11 protein-coding genes and 1 pseudogene are annotated in these 17556 nt (G+C 40.3%); all 12 read left to right on the plus strand.

Translation table 11 applies throughout. The features are described from left to right. Positions 1-24 precede the first annotated feature (24 nt). The 12 genes and pseudogenes from L654_RS0116915 (at position 25) to traN (ending at position 17543) form a co-directional block, all read left to right on the plus strand. A complete protein-coding gene (locus L654_RS0116915; protein WP_024608553.1) occupies positions 25-5439 on the plus strand; it encodes an Ig-like domain-containing protein in 5415 nt (1804 codons plus the stop codon). Between the two features lie 78 nt (positions 5440-5517). Beyond that, complete coding sequence (locus tag L654_RS1000000127005) at positions 5518-6330, plus strand: hypothetical protein (RefSeq protein ID WP_139016112.1); 813 nt, start codon at positions 5518-5520, stop codon at positions 6328-6330. A 100-nt stretch (positions 6331-6430) separates the two neighbouring features. Then, entirely contained in the window at positions 6431-7144 is a 714-nt protein-coding gene (locus tag L654_RS0116925) for a DsbC family protein (RefSeq protein WP_024608555.1), read from the plus strand. Next, on the plus strand, positions 7144-9591 hold the full coding sequence (traC, locus tag L654_RS0116930) for a type IV secretion system protein TraC (RefSeq protein ID WP_024608556.1): 2448 nt from the start codon (positions 7144-7146) through the stop codon (positions 9589-9591). Before L654_RS0116925 ends, traC begins: the two co-directional genes overlap by 1 nt. 13 nt (positions 9592-9604) lie before the next feature. Further along, the gene (locus tag L654_RS0116935; protein WP_024608557.1) at positions 9605-9922 is read left to right on the plus strand and encodes a hypothetical protein; all 318 of its coding nucleotides are present in this window, start codon (positions 9605-9607) and stop codon (positions 9920-9922) included. Next, positions 9919-10434 carry a signal peptidase I gene (gene lepB / locus L654_RS0116940; protein ID WP_024608558.1) on the plus strand — a complete coding sequence of 172 codons (516 nt, stop codon included), beginning with the start codon at positions 9919-9921 and terminating at the stop codon, positions 10432-10434. The genes L654_RS0116935 and lepB overlap by 4 nt, the downstream gene beginning before the upstream one ends. Continuing rightward, complete coding sequence (locus tag L654_RS0116945) at positions 10397-11644, plus strand: TrbC family F-type conjugative pilus assembly protein (protein ID WP_024608559.1); 1248 nt, start codon at positions 10397-10399, stop codon at positions 11642-11644. Before lepB ends, L654_RS0116945 begins: the two co-directional genes overlap by 38 nt. Next, a pseudogene (locus L654_RS1000000128360) lies at positions 11641-12279 on the plus strand (EAL domain-containing protein); the annotation flags it as partial. The gene L654_RS0116945 and the pseudogene L654_RS1000000128360, both read left to right, overlap by 4 nt. A gap of 90 nt (positions 12280-12369) precedes the next feature. Then, entirely contained in the window at positions 12370-13407 is a 1038-nt protein-coding gene (locus L654_RS1000000128365) for a TraU family protein (protein ID WP_225305771.1), read from the plus strand. A 150-nt stretch (positions 13408-13557) separates the two neighbouring features. Next, positions 13558-13989 carry a S24 family peptidase gene (locus tag L654_RS0116955; protein WP_024608561.1) on the plus strand — a complete coding sequence of 144 codons (432 nt, stop codon included), beginning with the start codon at positions 13558-13560 and terminating at the stop codon, positions 13987-13989. Next, entirely contained in the window at positions 13989-15272 is a 1284-nt protein-coding gene (locus L654_RS0116960) for a Y-family DNA polymerase (RefSeq protein WP_024608562.1), read from the plus strand. The genes L654_RS0116955 and L654_RS0116960 overlap by 1 nt, the downstream gene beginning before the upstream one ends. Before the next feature lie 120 nt (positions 15273-15392). After that, positions 15393-17543, plus strand: coding sequence for a conjugal transfer mating pair stabilization protein TraN (gene traN, locus L654_RS01000000126305; protein WP_225305767.1), 2151 nt, complete (start codon positions 15393-15395; stop codon positions 17541-17543). Positions 17544-17556: the final 13 nt, after the last annotated feature.

A 17556-nucleotide genomic window follows, 5' to 3' on the forward strand; every position in this document is an offset into this window, starting at 1 on the left:
TTTACCTTTAAAGGGACAATCACAATGATAAAACTAAAACGTAAAGCCCTAGCTATAACTGGTGCCCTAGCGTTGCTTTCAGGAGGGCATGCTCAAGCAGACCTTCTTGAGTACTACTTTACTGGGGCAGATGGTACTCAACGCACATTACAGGCTGATGCTAAATATGGAAACCCTACAGGAACGATGACTTTTGCATTGAGCGCTGGGGTTGATAGAAAAGTGCGAATTTCAATACTCAACGCAACAGGTGGGGTGCTCAATACAGTCACAAGTGATCTTCTTGGTGCTAACGACAGGATAACAGTAGGTGGTAAAGAGTATTATGGCGCTTTCTTAAGTCTACCGGCCCCAAATGAGGGGCTTCACAAAATAAAGGCAGAAATATTAGCCGGTGATGGAAAAGCCGTTAAAGTTGATATTCATACGCTTAATGTAGACCTAACTCCACCAACAGGTTCACCAATGACCGCCACTAACACATCCTATGGACAAGATGTAAGTAGCTCCATATGGAAGCTTGGTACTGGAGGCTCAGAAAAAACATATTTCCGAGTTAATAATATTTTAGATGAATCTCCAATAAAAGAAACAAAGGTATTTGTGTACAGAGGTGATGGCACACTGCATTCAGAGAGTAACGCTAGCTTTGATGAGCCTACCGGTCAAATTGATGTTCTTAATAAATATGGCCTCTTACCAGACTCAAATCTTGATGAGGACTTTAAGGTTCAAATAACGGCTCAAGATGAAGCAGGTAACACTTGGAAATCACAGCTTCAAACTGTCCGATGGGACAATATTGTAAACGCACCACAGACTCCATTTGGGGTTTTCGATCCAGACTCTAGTAATCAAATGGGCCCTGGCTTAGTTGGGTTTGTACCATATAAAGCTGGTATAGAAGTAAAAACAAACCCTGTCAAATTAGCGTTCCGTATAGAAAAGAATAATTGGCATGAGTACTCGCCTGGAGGACTTAAGTTAGTTAATAGTCTAGGTGAAGCAGTTGTTGCAGGTTCAGATAGTGACTACGTTTATTTATATTGGTCAGCCCCCTACGGAAACGTAAATGGAAACTTTACACGGTGGGTTAACTTTGGCTCTTGGGGAGGTGGAGGCATTTCATATAACTTACAGCTCTCACCAGAAGCTCCAAAAACCCCGGTGCTTAAAGATGTTGAATATCATTATAGTGATATTGGCTGGGACTCATTTGTACGTTATGAAATTACTAATGATAAACTTCCGTATTCTTACGACAAAATAAGAGTTAACGCCGAGGCAAGAAAATTTAATCAAGTTGCTTCACATCGTGGGTCATGTGTTATTCCTGCAGGGCAAACAAGTTGTATCATCAATTCAAACTACACTATGCAACCAGGTACTACTGGGTATATCCACGATGCTGCTACGGTAAGAAGTGAAGATGGTAAATTAAGAGCATCAGATCGATGGGCGGAAGTTCATTGGAATGATCTTCACTACCCGTCCTTAACTTACGATTATTCTGAAAGTGATCAGAAAGTTAGAGTATTCATAACTCAACCAGAAAGAGGTATTTATTTTGACCGCTTAAGATTAAGAAATGCTTGGCTTGAAGATACATCTGGTAACAAGCTTTCGGCGGCAGGGGGCTTGATAGAGGAAAACGGTCAAAACTATACATATCAGTGGGATTTGAAAACTTTATCTGAAGGGAATTACCAACTATACGCAGTAGCCCAAGAGCGCCATGGGCCACTAACTAAAATCCCGTTGTTCCCTTATAGCTCCGACAAAACACCGCCCAAGATAACTGTTACGACTACAGGTGACGGTTCTATTTCCTCACTTGATCAGTTTATTATCAATGTGACCGATACCTATGACTCTTCACCTCAATTGAAGTCAATCAGGTTGGAAGGTGGGCCAGCAAGTGATCGAGTTCAATTATCTTGGCGAGAAGAAACACCTGGCACCTTTAATTTAGAATATCCAATAATGTTCCCAAGTATGCAAGCAGGAGAAGGATATTTGATAACGGTAACAGCGGAAGATGCTCAAGGTAATAGCGCTACAGCAAGCAAAGAGTTCATGTACGAACCTGCGCAAATATCCCTCGCAGATGGGATGGACGGTAAGCTTATGTTACCTGCAGTAGCACATGAATTTAAACGGTTAGATGGCGGTAATATCATACAAACAGAGCCTATTAAACTTGGCGGAAATACTGTTGTTTCTGGTGTTTATGATGTATTTGCAACATTACGTTCTGATGCTCAAATACCTTTAGTTGTTAATGGTATTCTCATATCACCTGGAGAAACCATGAATATCATGAACCAACATGACTTTAGTGCTTCGGGTGGTCGTATAGATTTACCTCTTCGTCCTGCTAACTCTGGAGAAGAAGGTACATCTAACTTACTTGTAATGACTAGCGCCCCTAATTCTCCAGTGTTAGTACTTAATGTAAATACTTGGGTTGGAGAAGCAAAACTTTCAGCTGAAAAATGGGAAGTACGCCAGATAATAGATCCTGTCAGTATCAGTGCCTCTCCTGCGGCTGGGGTCGCTTGTCGTTTGACCAGTGACGCTAATGCCGCTAAAGCTTCAGATGCTGTTCGTGACCCTGTCTGTTTACTAGAGTGGGAGCAGGTTCCAGATGAAGCAGAGTCTGTTGACAACTTTGTTGGTGGATTAAAGCTTACAGGGTTAAAAGGGCAAGCTGTTGCCCTTGGTGAACAACCAGTAAGTTATAGTTTATACCTCTATAGCGGCGGNAAGCCGTTAGGCGAGTTAACAGAAGTTAGCAGGGTAATTCAAGAGTTTGATGTTCGTATGAGACAGAATATGGGCCCAGCATGTTCACTAACCTTGGATGCAACAAGAGCTCAAGATGCTGCAGCAAATAAGCAAATTGGTAACCACGCAAGCACCTGTCTTTTTGAATGGATTGATATACCAGATGGTATGCAACAAGATCAGTATTCAGAAACGCCATACTTATTTGGCACTTTACGTGAAAAAAGAGCACATACTTTGCGATGGAGGGTGAGTATATATTCTAAGAGCGGAACGCGTGTAACGCTTGCTACTGAGCAGCATGACATTGAAGCGATAGATCCACCAGCACCAGAAATTAATATTTTTTCTAGCTACCATCATAAAGATGAAATATTCATGGTGCCTATTGAGGGTGGTTACTTAGGTGATGCAATCATTGAAGGTGAACTAACGCCGATTGATGTGTTACTAACTAGAGATGGTGTTGAGTTAACAAATGAAACCTTTCAGCCTGGCCGTGGAATTAACAATAAAATATTCCGAAGAATGGATACAGAGCAATCAGCTTTATGGAATGAAACTTTGTTTAATGTGGCAGGAAGTTACAATTTTCTGCCAGAGGTAAAAACAGCTAAACAGCTTAAAGCTATTGCAGTGCCTGGTTACGACATACGCCCTCACATAAATATGAGTGTAAGTGAAGCTATGGATACTGCTCCTTTACCTGTAACGGTTAACATTGCTGACAGGATGCGCCCGGAACTGAAATATGAGTCAAAATCTATGGGTGAGTGGTCTATTCGTTTGGTACGTGAAGAAGGTTTTGATGAAGTTATTCCAATGACAGACTTTGTTGACGCTCCAAATGGAGTTGTGCAATTCAATCTGGATCTTTCAGGTATTGAACGATCAGTTAGGTTAATTGCGGAAGCTCGGTTAAAAAGCCCGATTGAGGGTTATAATCGAGTTGAAAAAAGCCAGCGTGTATTCCTCACTGTTCTACGTGGCAATGCCATAGACGCTAGTGTAGAGGGGAGGCGCTTAGCAGGTGCTGCTCCATTCGCAACAATACTTCAGCTTTCATTGGACAATAGAGCTGACACAGCCGCAACCGGCGATGTAATTTGGGAAGTGAGTGATAATGGAGGTGCATCTTGGGAGGCACACCGTGTAACAGATCGTAATAGGTTCCGTTGGTACAAAACTTATGACAAGGGTGAATACTTAGTACGAGCTAAAATTTTTAACGTTCACTCTAAGGCTGAATCCTACACTGAAACTATTGAAATAATAGCTTACGACACTCCAGAAGTTGAGGTTATAGGGGCTAAGACATTATTTGCTGGTAGTGAAGCGAAGTACCAAGTTAAGGTTACAAACATGGATGGGGAACCAATGGAGGATGCTGTTGTTAAATGGACGCAAGATAGAGGCGAGACATTCTTCCATGAAGGAACTGAGTTAACTCTATCGAGTGAAACAGAAAAACGCTTTAGTATGGAGGCGTGGGTTCGCGATGAAGATGCCCCTGATGAAGATCGTTATGCATATAACCGGAAGCGAGTGTATGCAGATTTTAGAAGAATTAAAGGGCCTCGCGTGTTTATGGTTGGGCCCCGAGTAATTGAAACCGGTGAAACTTACAACTACCAAGTTCGATTAGGCTTACCATACAGAGGGATGGAAGGTGAAGTTGAAGGGTATTTTACTTTGCCGAATGGGGAGCAGGTTAAGGGTGAAGAGTTAGAGTACACCCCTACAGAAAATGACTTGGCCTTAGGTAGTATAGAGTTACATTACACTGCTTGGATTAAAGGTTATAAAGATCAAGGAACAGAAGCTAGCCAAGATATTCGGGCGCGTGTTTGGGAGTACGTGTGGCCGGACTTTAACTTGTACACGCGCAGCAACTCTAACATGGCACCTGCAGATGTTACTGCTAGGGTGAGAACAATCGCATTTAGAGGTCAGCTTGATGATGCTAAATATGTTTGGGAGTTTCCACAAGGCGAAACATTTAGAGTAACTGATAACCGCTGGAGTGATATGAGAACTTTTCAAATCACGGCTCCAGGGAAGTACCCAGTTAAAGTGACAATAACCGATGCTCGTGGTAATAAATCAGTCATTGAAAGTACACTCGATATTAAAGAAGCCCCACCATATGAGGTGGGCATTAATTACAGTACATCGAATGATTATAATCGCGAACCCTTAGAATTAAATTTGAGGCCGCTTTTATCAGGTGGGCACCCAAGAGATAGAGTAGAGGAAAGGATCTACAAAGTTAATGGGCAAGAAATAGAAACTAATGGATATAGTGCAAGGACTGTATTAAACAAAGGTAAGCATGAAATTTCATTAATTATGCGAACTCGAATGGGTAAGGAGATCTCGAAAAGTCTTGAGATGAACATTGTTGAAAACAAACCGCCAACTTGTTCAATCCGAGTGGATGATAGATACAGCTCTTGGGCTTTCCACGCCGAATGTAGAGATACTGATGGTAGCATGAATGCTTTTGAGTGGAAGGTGAATGGAAACCTAGTATCTGTACGTTCTAACCGATTAACAATGGGTAAACATGCACATGATAACAAAATGCCGCTTGTTGAGTTAGTTGGTTACGATGATGGCGGTGCCGCATCGAATAAAGTAACCGTTCAATAATTAGCCTAAATACTGCTTTAAGGCCCACAAATTGTGGGCCTTTTTCTTTCACATGTGAAAGTTTTTTATGAGGGTGTCATGGAAGTACTAAAGGTAGCATTAATTGAATTAGGGTGGATTTTAAGTGTGCCAATACTATCAGCTTGTGCTCTGTGGTGTGCAAATGAAATTTATTATCGCTCTCTTGGAGAGCACAAAAGCAAAGTAATTCTACTCACGGGGCTGGTGGGTGTTACTGCCCATGAGATATCACATGCAATCGTAGCGACAGCGTTTGGATTAAAAGTAACAAACGTTGTGCTTTTTAAATCTGATCCTGAGTCAAAGACACTTGGTTATGTAAATTTCAATTACAACCCAAATAGCTTCATACATAGTTTAGGGTTGTTGTTCACCGGTTTATCACCATTGTTTGTTGGAGCTCTATTAGTTTATTTTCTTTTTGATATGGCGGGCCTACCTACCCTGCATTCATACTTTGTATTAACAGATCATAGAGGATTAACAAGCAATATAGCTATGAGGTCAGCATACCTTTGGTTGCAAGATATTTACTTGGCTATTGGTACGCCAATCGCGACTTTAAATATAATAATATCATTAATGATAGGTGTTCATGCGACACCTAGCCTCGCAGATCTAAAAGGTAGCATTAGAGGAGTTAGCTCTGTTCTGATAGTAATAATACTGTATTGGTGTGTAACCAAATTTATTTCAGATAAAAGTAACGCGCTAATTGAAATATCTATTCAGTCCCTTAATTTCGTAAGCACTTCAATTCTTCAGCTAGCACTAATCTCAAGTGCTGCAGCATTATTCATGGCAACGATAGGAGTAGTAATAAATTTAATAAAGCCTCTCTACTTTGGCTTAACGAATAAAAGCGGCTAAATCGCTTAAATTGTCCAAAATGGGCTATTGCGGAGGCGTCATTTAGCTTGCTCTCTATATAAACTGTCTTCATTGGTAAACCACCCCAAAGAGGACAATCATGCGAAAGGGTTTTATTTATAATGCTGCTACTGCTGCATTAATGACATTATGGTCATCGGCAATTACAGTTCAAGCGGTAGAGTTAGATCTTTCCGACCCAAGCAATAAATTAGATTCCATTGTTACATTGCCAATCAAAAGTTTAAAAGCTGTAGAAGCAAACGGCGAAATTCTATTTATGTCAGAGAACGGAAGGTTTGTTCTAAGAGGACAACTCTATGACGTTTGGTATAAGGATAGTGTTGATACCCCCGCGCAGATAGAAGATGCAGCAACACGTATTCACTTCAAGCGCATGGGCGCGAACTTAGACGATTATAATACACTGACAATTGGCACCGGCAAGGAAGAGGTGGTTGCTTTCGTTGATCCTCTTTGCGTTATCTGTCACAAGCTAATGAAAGACGCTGAAAGCCTTGGGCTTAAATACACATTCAAATTTGTTGTAGTCCCTGCCCTTGGTGAAAAATCTAACGAGCTAGCACGAAAAGTTTTTTGTGCTGCCAATCGAAGTGATGCCCTCCATGCTTTTATGTCAAATACCCTTGAAACGTTAGAACAGAAAACGTCCTGCGATACAAAGCAATATGATATGACCTTGATGATGGCTCATTTACTAGATGTTAAAGCTGTTCCTTTTGTAGTAGCCCCGGATGGCCGACCAAGTTTAGGCCGTCCGGGTAACCTTAAGCAATGGCTGGAGAATAAATAATGAGCTTCATCACTTTAAAGAAAAAGCTGCAAAAGAGAATAATTCCAGAAGAAATTCGAGCTGCAGGTGTTATCCCCGTTGTTGCATACTCAGAAGATGATTACGCTTTTCTTATGGACGATAAAAGTATTGGTTTTGGCTTTATTTGTCAGCCATTAAACTCATCTAGCGAAAAAATCCAAGAGCGAGCTATTGGTATGCTTAACCAAGAGTTTCCCGCAAATTCAACAATGCAGTTTTGCCTGTTTAGATCGCCAGATATCACCCAAGAACTTTATAAAATGATTGAACTTCGTGATGGCTATCACCACGACCTTCTATCCACGGTAATACGAGAAAGGGCAGACTTTTTAAAGCACCACACCGAAGAGAAAATGATAGGTAAAAATGACAAAGGTCAATATGACAGTGGAATAATCCAGGATACGAAGCTTTTTGTCACAGTAAAAATGCCTATCCAAGAAAACAAGCCTAACTTCACCGAGCTAACAACGTTACAGGACTTGAGAAGTAAAGTTGAATCTTCACTACAAACTGTGGGGCTTAGGCCAATACCGTTAACAGCGGTTAGCTATATCCGCATCATGGGAACAATGCTCAATTGGGGTAATGATGCTTCTTGGAAAGCAACTAGTAGCAGCTGGGATACAGATAAGCCTATATGTGATCAAATATTTGATTACGGTACAGATATTTCTTTAACAAAAAATAGCCTCAAACTTGGCGAGCAGCATGTAAAAGTTTTGTCTGCAAAAAAATTACCTGATATTGCATATTTTGGCGATGCAATAACATACATAGGCGATATTAGTGGGGGGAGCTCAAACGTAAAAGAAAATTACATGGTAGTTACTAATGTTTTCTTTCCTGATCCTGAAAGCATGAAAAGTTCTTTAGATCGTAAACGTCAATTCGCAGTTAACCAAGCCTACGGGCCAATGTTGAAATTTGTACCTGTATTAGCTGATAAAAAAGATGGTTTTGAAGTTCTTTATGATTCGATGAAAGAAGGGCAAAAGCCGATCGGGATTAGTTATTCGATGATTATTTTTGCGCCTACTAAAGATAGAGCAGATGCTGCAGCAATGTCAGCAAGAAATATCTGGCGTGAAACACGATTTGATTTAATGGAAGATCGCTTTGTTCTTCTGCCTATGCTTATTAATAATTTACCCTTGTGTACTGATAGTAACTCAATAAAAGACTTGTTTAGATATAAAACAATGACTACAGAGCAAGCTGCTGTGATTCTCCCTATTTTTGGTGAGTGGAAAGGGACGGGCACCTATCACGCATCTTTATTGTCGAGAAACGGGCAGTTAATGAGCTTATCTCTCCATGACTCAAATACAAATAAAAACCTTGTAATAGCAGCGGAGTCCGGTTCAGGGAAAAGCTTTTTAACGAATGAGCTAATTATTTCCTATCTGTCGGAAGGTGCGCAAGTGTGGGTTATTGACGCCGGTAAATCATACGAAAAGCTTTCAAATTCGCTAAAGGGTGATTTTGTACACTTTGAAGAGGGTACAGGGGTTTGTCTGAATCCGTTTGAGCTAGTTCAGAATTATGAAGATGAAGAGGATGCCATAGTTAGCCTTGTTAGTGCCATGGCATCAGCCAAAGGCAATTTAAGCGAGTGGCAGGTTTCCGCTCTTAAGCAAACCATGACCGATGTTTGGGCTGAAAAAGGCAACCAAATGAAAGTAGATGATATTGCCGCTAGATGTTTAGAGGAACACTGTGACCAGCGCTTGAAGGATGTAGGCACTCAATTGTACCCATTTACTTCTAAAGGTAGTTACGGCAAGTACTTCGCTTTTGATAATAACGTGTCTTTTCAAAATCAATTTACAGTTTTAGAGCTGGATGAGTTGCAAGGGAGAAAGCACTTACGTCAGGTAGTGTTGCTTCAGCTTATTTATCAAATCCAACAGGAAGTATTTCTGGGTGAGCGAAATCGCAAGAAAGTAGTAATTGTTGATGAAGCTTGGGATCTACTTAAAGAAGGTGAAGTTTCAGTGTTCATGGAGCATGCATACAGAAAATTTAGAAAGTATGGTGGTTCGGTTGTTATAGCAACGCAAAGTATTAATGACTTATATGAGAATGCTGTAGGGCGAGCAATTGCAGAAAACTCAGCGAGTATGTATCTGTTAGGTCAAACGGAAGAGACAGTGGAGTCGGTCAAGCGCAGTGGTCGTTTAACCCTTTCAGACTCCGGATTCAACATTTTGAAAACCGTGCATACAGTACAGGGCATCTATTCTGAAATATTCATTAAATCCAAAAGTGGAATGGGTGTAGGTCGGCTTATCGTAGGTGATTTCCAAAAACTACTTTACTCAACAGATCCACGAGATGTAGATGCAATAGAGCAATACATCAAAAGAGGCCAAAACACGCCAGATGCTATTAGATCTGTTATGCAAGACCGTTTAAGGAACTAATTAAGGAAGTGCTATGAATATAAAATCAATCGCAATCGCAGTAATTTTAGGCTCTGTAGGTGGTGCGGCTATATCATCACTTTTAATTAAAAATCAGCAGCACGAATTTGAAGCAAGGCTAATTAAGTCTCCACCCATAGTAGTGGTCGATTTTGCAAAAATGGCGATGAAATACCCCGAAGGAGCCAGCTCTATAGAACTTGAAGGTCTTATGATGAAAACTAATGAGGCTGTAATAAAGCTCCGTGAAGCGGGTTACTTGGTTATAGATGCTGGTGCGGTAGTGTCGGCTCCTGAAGATGTTTACTTACCAGAGGACTTCATCAAATGAAATGGATGAAAAAGAAGGAGTCTTGGCCCCGATTCTGTATTAAAGCTGGTGTTGCATTAGCAGTACTTTGGGGAGCAGGGGTTGCTTTTGCTGACAGATATAAAATTGGAATCGATGATCAGCTAGTAAAGTGCATACCGGGATACTCTGTTTATTTGATCGACAAGAAAGACAAGCAGCTAGAAAGAGGAGCGATCTTTGTATTCTCAGCACAAGGTTTACAGCCTTTCTATGAAGATGGCACCGAGATGGTTAAATATTTAAGAGGGCTGCCTGGAGATAATGTTAAAATTAGTAAGCATGGCAACATATTCGTTAATGACGAAATGCAGGGCTACGGCCTAACTCACGCTGAAGCACTGAACAAATCAATGGATTCATTCGTAGGTGAGGGCATTTTACAAGCTGATAGCTTTTGGTTTATGGGAACTAGCAATCAGAGTTTTGATTCAAGATATTGGGGAACAGTAAAAAATGACCAAATTATTGGCCGCGCCTACCCGTTATTTTAAAGTTGCTATTTTTGCATGCTTAATTATTACGGGAATGAGTAATGCTCAGCAATCGCCTTTAACAAAAGAAGATATGGAGTTTGTTAATAAATCAAAACGGATCATTGAGAATGCTCAAGCATCAAAAGTGCCTGAGTGGCTAAGAACAGATAACGAGAAGTTTGCATCAGCACATAATGAAGCTCTTGAGCTAGTTAAGCAGCTTCAGCAAACAGACCCCACTATGAAGCAAATGGATGAACTATCTAAAGCTAAAAGGAGATTTTCCAATCAAAAAATTGTGGTATTTGCATCGCGATCTCTTGGGGAACAAAGCCTTAAAGATATTTTAGGTATGGCATCTCAAAATCAGGATGTAGTTGTTGCTTTTAGAGGCATTCCTCAAGAGGCTAATTTAGGTGAGGCAATGTTGGAAATCCAGAATGTAGCTTCAGGGTACAGTCCAATGCCAAATATCGTTATTAACCCAGTTTTGTTTACGGAATACAATGTAACTTCAGTACCAACTATCATTGCAAGAAAAGAACAATCCGTCATAGCCGGGCAACTACCAGAAGAAGTGGCGCGGGTTTTAGGGTTATCTAATCCCAATTGGTTAATGAATAAAATTAACTCAGGTGAAACAGGTAACCTTGGAATTAGAGGGCCAATTGAGAGCATAAGTGAGCCTGATTTAATTGAGTTAATGAAAGATCGGTATGCCAAAATTGATTGGGAAGAAAAAAAACAAAATGCAGTAAATAACTTTTGGAAGAAACAAACGTTTAGAGAACTACCTGAAGCCCATAACGACCGTATACGTGAGTTAGACCCTACGGTATATATATCTAAGGATATAACTACACCTGACGGTACATTGATTGCGAGAAAAGGTGATTTAATAAACCCACTAAATTTAACACCTTTCACTCAAGCCATTGTAGTACTAGATCCGTTAGATAAAGACCAAGTTAAGCGCGTAAAGGAAGCATTACCAAGAATCAACAAGATCCCGGGCGTTAAAAGAATAACCTACATCGTTACTAGGCTAGATAAAGAAACTGGCTGGGATTCTTATACTAAAACCACAGATACATTTGACGCTCCCGTTTTTCTGTTAACCCCTGATGTGGCGCAGCGCTTTGAGCTCGAATACGTACCGTCAATAATAACCGCTCAAGGTAAGCTATTTAAAATAGAAGAGCTTGCTGACAAAAGAGGTGAGCCATGATTGTTCCAGTCTTTCAGCCAATTCACAAAACCAGCAGTAATAAAATACTGGGGGCAGAGGTGTTAACACGGTGGTTAATCAATGGGGTGTATTACACTCCAGATGCCATCGCAAAATCTGCACTGGCTGAACACAAATCAATTCATTGGGAAAACATAGATTTAGAAGTAATAATTTCTCTTGTTGATAACTATAAAGTAATTGAAGAATCATACAGTTGTATAACTTTAAATGTCTCTGAAGCGACACTGAAATCAAATTACCTTTTTACTTCATGGTTAAATCAAGTCGAAAGATTTAGAGCACTAACTAAAGTTAAGTTAATGATAGAAATAACAGAGGGTGTAAGTGATAAATCGCTAAAAAAAAGATGGGGGATATTAAAAATGAAAGGGTTACTACTTATTATGGATGATTATGGTGACCTTTCATCCACGCTTGATCGGCTTCAACAATACTCTTGGGATGGCTGTAAGTTTAATACAAAGAGGCTCGCCTTAAAAAATCAAAAAGATATCGAAGGATTTGAGTACTGCAAAGAAAAAGGGATACTAACTGCGGGAGAGCAAATAGCGACTGCCAAGCTATCCAATGAAGCAGAAGAAATAGGTATCGACTTTCAGCAAGGTTTTTATTTAGGTAAACCGGCGGTATTAAAAGGCTGGGCCAAGGATAAACTAAAAGAAAAAAAGAAATTAAATAAGGTTAGGTTAAACCATAAATCAATTGTTTCATTCTTAACAACAAGCATGACTGTATGGGCAGTCGCTATTACTATCACCTTATCCATAGCATTTCTGGGTGCTTCTAAAGCAGTTGCAGATCCTGGATGCCAAGACGCAGAAGTTATTGGGCCTAAAATGATAACTGACATTTGCTGGAGTTGTATATTTCCACTACGAGTAGCTGGCGTGAATATTTCAGGTGGTGGAGGCAGCATCCCAGATGGTGCAGTTAAATCACCTTTATGTATGTGTGATGATAACCAAGGGGTGGCGCACCCAGGAGTAACTACGTCAATGTGGGAGCCAGCGCGTCTTGTTGAGTTCCAACGCGTACCTGGGTGCTCCTCTGTACTTAACGGCACTAGGTTCCCTTTTGATAGAATGAACCAAGGGCACCATGGGGAAGCTGTATATGATGGTGGAGATAGTTCATTTACGCATTATCATTATTACACTTATCCAATCATGCAAATGTTAGATATGTTTGTTAAACAAACGTGTAATCCAGATGGCTTTATGGATCTTGATATCATGTATTTATCTGAGTTAGACCCAACTTGGAATAATGATGAGTTAGCTTTTTTCACTAACCCTGAATCAGCAGCCGTTGCAAACCCTGTTGCAACCCTTGCTTGTACAGCTGATGCAGTGTCTTCAACTGCAGGCAAGCCTATAAAAGAATTGTTTTGGTGTGCCGGGAGTTGGGGGAACATATACCCTCTTAGCGGCAATCAAAACGGTGGAAAGGGGGTGATACGAGACACAAGCTTGTTATCAACTCGTGTGTTAGCGGCGCTGCATCGCAGAGGTTTAGCTCATGGAACCATGGGACGTAATGCTATGTGCGGAGGAAACATAGAACCAACGCTTCCAAAAACTCAATATAAATTCACGATGTTACATCCAGTACCTGAAACTGAGTCTTCACATGTTATTGGGGAGTCAACACTTACTTGGGGGTTAGGGAGAACAATACCAGCGATAGGGCAAGATCCAATTTACATGATTTGGCGATGGAATGATTGTTGTAACCTATGAAAAAATAGTCGAGTAATTTGAAATACTAGCTGTTTATGTTACACGCATAGACAGCTAGCGACTTAAAATTGGAAGCATAGGGTTAATAAGGCTTGCATGTTATACAAGTCAATTCTAAAATAACTGTATATTTAAACAGTGGTAATCGCTATGCAGCCAACTCAAATACTTAAATCAACTAAACAATTTTCACTTTCAGAATTTAAAGTAGCTGCTGGTTTTCCGAATCCAAGTGAAGATTGTTTATCTGAACCAATTAGCCTCGATAATTTATTAATCACCCGGCCAAGTAGCTCTTTTTTATTCAGAGTGACGGGTAATAGTATGCTGCCTGAAATCACAGATGGGGCAATTATAGTTGTCGATAAATCATTAAACGCGGTAACAGGGAAAATTGTACTTGCTACAATTGATAATGAGTTTGTTGTAAAGCGTTTAAAGTTAGATTACGACAATAAGAGGGCGATATTCCTAAGCTCAAACCCAGAATATGATCCAATCGTTATTGAGTTTGACGATGATAACACATGGGAAAGCAGTGTTATCTGGGGCGTAGTAACAAGTGCTATAAGTATTTTTTGATGTGGGTTCTCTGTGATATTAACGCTGCATATGTTTCATTTATTCAGCTATTCAATCCTCAATACGATATAAACACCACTCCGCTTGGTGTGTTAAGTTCAAACCAAGGAAATGTTATAGCGCGAAATCAACCAATGAAAGCGCTGGGCATAAAAATGGGTGAGCCTCACTTTAAGGTCAAAGAACTGATTCGTGATAGTAATGGTCATGTATGGGGCAGTAATTTCACTTTGTTTGGTGATATGAGCAATCGGTTTCATACGGAACTAGAGGAACTACTGTTTGACTGTCATCGCTACTCAATTGACGAAAGTTTTGGTCGTATTGATACAACCATGGCACCAAACCCTAAATCGTACGCTTTACATATTAAAAATACGTTAGCTAAGAACTTGGGCATCGGTGTGGGTGTTGGTGTCGCGCATACAAAAACACTTGCTAAATTAGCTTCTCACGCAGCTAAACTCAATGCGTGGAAAGCTAAAACCAATGGTGTAGCTGTACTCGATACCCCCGTAAAGGTTGATTGGGTACTTCAAAGGGTAAAAGCAAGTGATATATGGGGAGTCGGTTCAAAAACGGCGGAAAAGCTTAGTTTGCTAGGTGTTAATACCGGTTTGGAACTAAAGGGTTTTAATGTTGTAGAAGCAAAACAAAAGTTTGGTGTCGTTTTATCACGTACTATTAAAGAGCTCAACGGTATAGATGCAGTGCAGCTTAAGGATCTTAACGAAGGCCGCGATAGCATTTGTGTTTCAAAAAGCATGGGTAAACTTGTTACAGATATAAATGAGCTTAAAAGTGCGCTGTCTTCACACGTTTCTGTCGGAGCAGGTAAATTACGGCGGTTTGAATTGTTCACCAATAGCATGACAGTTTTTTTTTCAACGGATGTATTTAGGCAGTCTCAGCCACAATTACGTAAAAGCATTGAAGTGAAATTGCCTTTTCATTGTGCAGATTCTGACGTCTTAATTAGATACGCAATGTTTGCTTTGGAAAAAATATACCAGGAGGGTTATTTTTTCAAAAAAGTTGGCGTTATTTTTAATCATCTTTTGTCAAAAAATGACCACCAGCAACTAAATCTATTTAATGATTCAGGTATTTCAAACGTGAATAAAAAAACTATCGTTAGTGATGAAATAAATAGTAAATTCGGTAACAATGTTATTAGATTTGGCGTGCAGGGCTTTAAGCAAACGTGGAAGCCAAAAGACGATCTAGCGCCCAAGAGCTACACGACAAATATCAATGATTTACCCCTCGTACTTGCAAAGTAATCACATAAACGCTGAATGTTATTTCTTCGTTGTGCCCTAAAAAGGCAATTACGCATGCCGCCATTGGTCGATTTATAGGTAAAGTTGCGTGATAGAGTAATTAATATTCACGAGGGTTTAATGAGAAATTCCCCACGCTTAATGAAAGTCATGAGCTGCATACTTGCTTTCACAACAACAGCTATGCCGTTTCATGGAATGGCCCAAGACCCACCAAAGGTAAATACGCATGATTTCTTAAGCCAGCTTGGAAGGGATGGACAGCAGCTTGGTAAAGAATTAGGTAATGAAGCCAAAAACAGCCCCACAAAAGTTGAAAACGGTAAAATAACAGTTCCAACGAGAGGGGATGATGGTGCCTTAAAATATGATATTGATAGTCAGTTTGATGTGCAGAGCCTTTATCCCGGGAGTAACCCAGCAAACTCTTCATCAAAAAATGAATATTTTGCAGACGGGTTAGAACCTGATATTGATCAAATTAAGGGTGTATTTAACTCCGATGATGATATGGATAAAGCTGGTGGAAGTGCCAAGGGTAGCTTATGGGGGGATGCTAACAGTGGAACGCCAAGTATTTCAGGAGCTGCTTATAAAATCCTTGTTGACTCTTCAAACCTAGCAAAACCTGACTTTAGTACAGACCCGATGATGGGGCAAACAAACCAGACTTATGAAAATATCGATATAATTGCCGAAGGATTCGGAGATTGTTCCGTAGAAACCAAGTTCGATGAAATAGGTATGGATGTACATAACCCAGAGTACGAAACCTGTGATCGAATAGTGAAACCTGCCGGTGACTGCAAAATAAGAAATACGATAAAAACTAAAAGCGAAACAGTAGATGTATTTTTTGCAGCTAAAGGTAGAACATGGCTGACAGTCGAATTTGAATTAACCAAGGGAACTTGGAAAACAGTAGCTCCTACTGATGGCATCCAGTTTTCGGGGCAAGTTCCAAAGCTTGAATATGATAGCGTTTGTAGCGAAAAAGGTATTTCATATAGTGAATATGTTGCCGCATGGGATTGGATAGATCACGGCATCCCTGGAACACCAGACAGTACGGTGATGTACAGAGATCTCCAAGCTCCTAGTTGTGAAAACGGATTAGTGGGCAGGGTACAAATTCAGGACTCAACTAAAGATGATGACCTTAAGTTTACACTTGGTGGAAAGTTCCAATACCAAATAAAAACTTTTGAAGGAAATGAGTGGTCAACTGAGTCATGTATTGAAGATGCGAAGAAAGTAAACGACAGTTTTTGCGAAGGTAACTTAAGTATAATTTCTGGCGCAAAAACTGAAGAGGCTTGTATAACTGCTAATGGGATTCAAATTTGCCCTGGAGATCCGTTTGCAAATGCGATGACCCCCTCCCCAATAGAAGGTATACCCAACCTAGCAACCGAACTCCAATTGTCAGCTATGCAATGTGACTTCAATGTAGGGCAAATGGATTGCTGGATTGATATTAATGGTAATGAGCAATGCCCTCATAATGAGGGAAACATCTTAAATTCATGCACTGAATTTGAAAACAATCCGCAATGTGGCTTTATAAGCTCCAAATGTGTCGATGGCGCGGCTGGAGAGTCTGGAGCTTGCTATGTAAAGGAAGAAGTATGGGACTGTGGTAGCACTGTAAGGGTCGATACAGTAGAGAAAAACACTGAATATCAATGCTCGGGCCCCATACGTTGCATGGGCGATGATTGCCTTGATCCGACCGCAACAAACAATCAAGCTAATAACTTTGCCAAAGCAACGGCTTTATTAAATGCAGCTCAATTTATGACGCAAGATATGGAGTGTACTGGAGGTGCAACTGAAGAGGGTGGTGATGATAATATAGACTTAGGTTGCTCTGCTTTTGCTGGCCAAGCTGGTACTTGTAAAATTGCTGTTGGTGGAGTTTCTGATTGTTGTGAGAAACCGAAAAACATTGGTATGTCAGATTACCTAATGTTGATTAGCCAGGTTCCGAAACTAGATGGTGCTGTTTTATCGCTTGGGAACGACAATATAATTAAAAGCTCGTATCAAACATTGCGTGAGCCAGTGATGAATGCCTGGTCGGACGTATCATCTCCATTTACGAGTTATATGGATAATATATCCGGTGCAGTAGGTGACTTTTTTGACCCACTTGAAGAACTGAAGGATGAGCTAATAGAACAGCTTAAGGAAAAAGCACAGGAAATGCTTCAAGAAATAATGGGTAATTTAATTGAAGATAAAACATCAGAAGCGGCAGCTTCAGNCTAACAAAGCGGCTAAA

The sequence above is a fragment of the Pseudoalteromonas sp. TAB23 genome (assembly GCF_000498075.1).
Classification (GTDB): domain Bacteria; phylum Pseudomonadota; class Gammaproteobacteria; order Enterobacterales; family Alteromonadaceae; genus Pseudoalteromonas; species Pseudoalteromonas arctica.

Bases quoted from the DNA above. Each gene is read 5' to 3' on its own strand.
- L654_RS1000000127005 (WP_139016112.1), top strand. From the start codon at position 5,518: ATGGAAGTACTAAAGGTAGCATTAATTGAATTAGGGTGGATTTTAAGT.
- L654_RS0116925 (WP_024608555.1), top strand. From the start codon at position 6,431: ATGCGAAAGGGTTTTATTTATAATGCTGCTACTGCTGCATTAATGACA.
- traC (WP_024608556.1), top strand. From the start codon at position 7,144: ATGAGCTTCATCACTTTAAAGAAAAAGCTGCAAAAGAGAATAATTCCA.
- L654_RS0116935 (WP_024608557.1), top strand. From the start codon at position 9,605: ATGAATATAAAATCAATCGCAATCGCAGTAATTTTAGGCTCTGTAGGT.
- lepB (WP_024608558.1), top strand. From the start codon at position 9,919: ATGAAATGGATGAAAAAGAAGGAGTCTTGGCCCCGATTCTGTATTAAA.
- L654_RS0116945 (WP_024608559.1), top strand. From the start codon at position 10,397: ATGACCAAATTATTGGCCGCGCCTACCCGTTATTTTAAAGTTGCTATT.
- L654_RS0116955 (WP_024608561.1), top strand. From the start codon at position 13,558: ATGCAGCCAACTCAAATACTTAAATCAACTAAACAATTTTCACTTTCA.
- L654_RS0116960 (WP_024608562.1), top strand. From the start codon at position 13,989: ATGTGGGTTCTCTGTGATATTAACGCTGCATATGTTTCATTTATTCAG.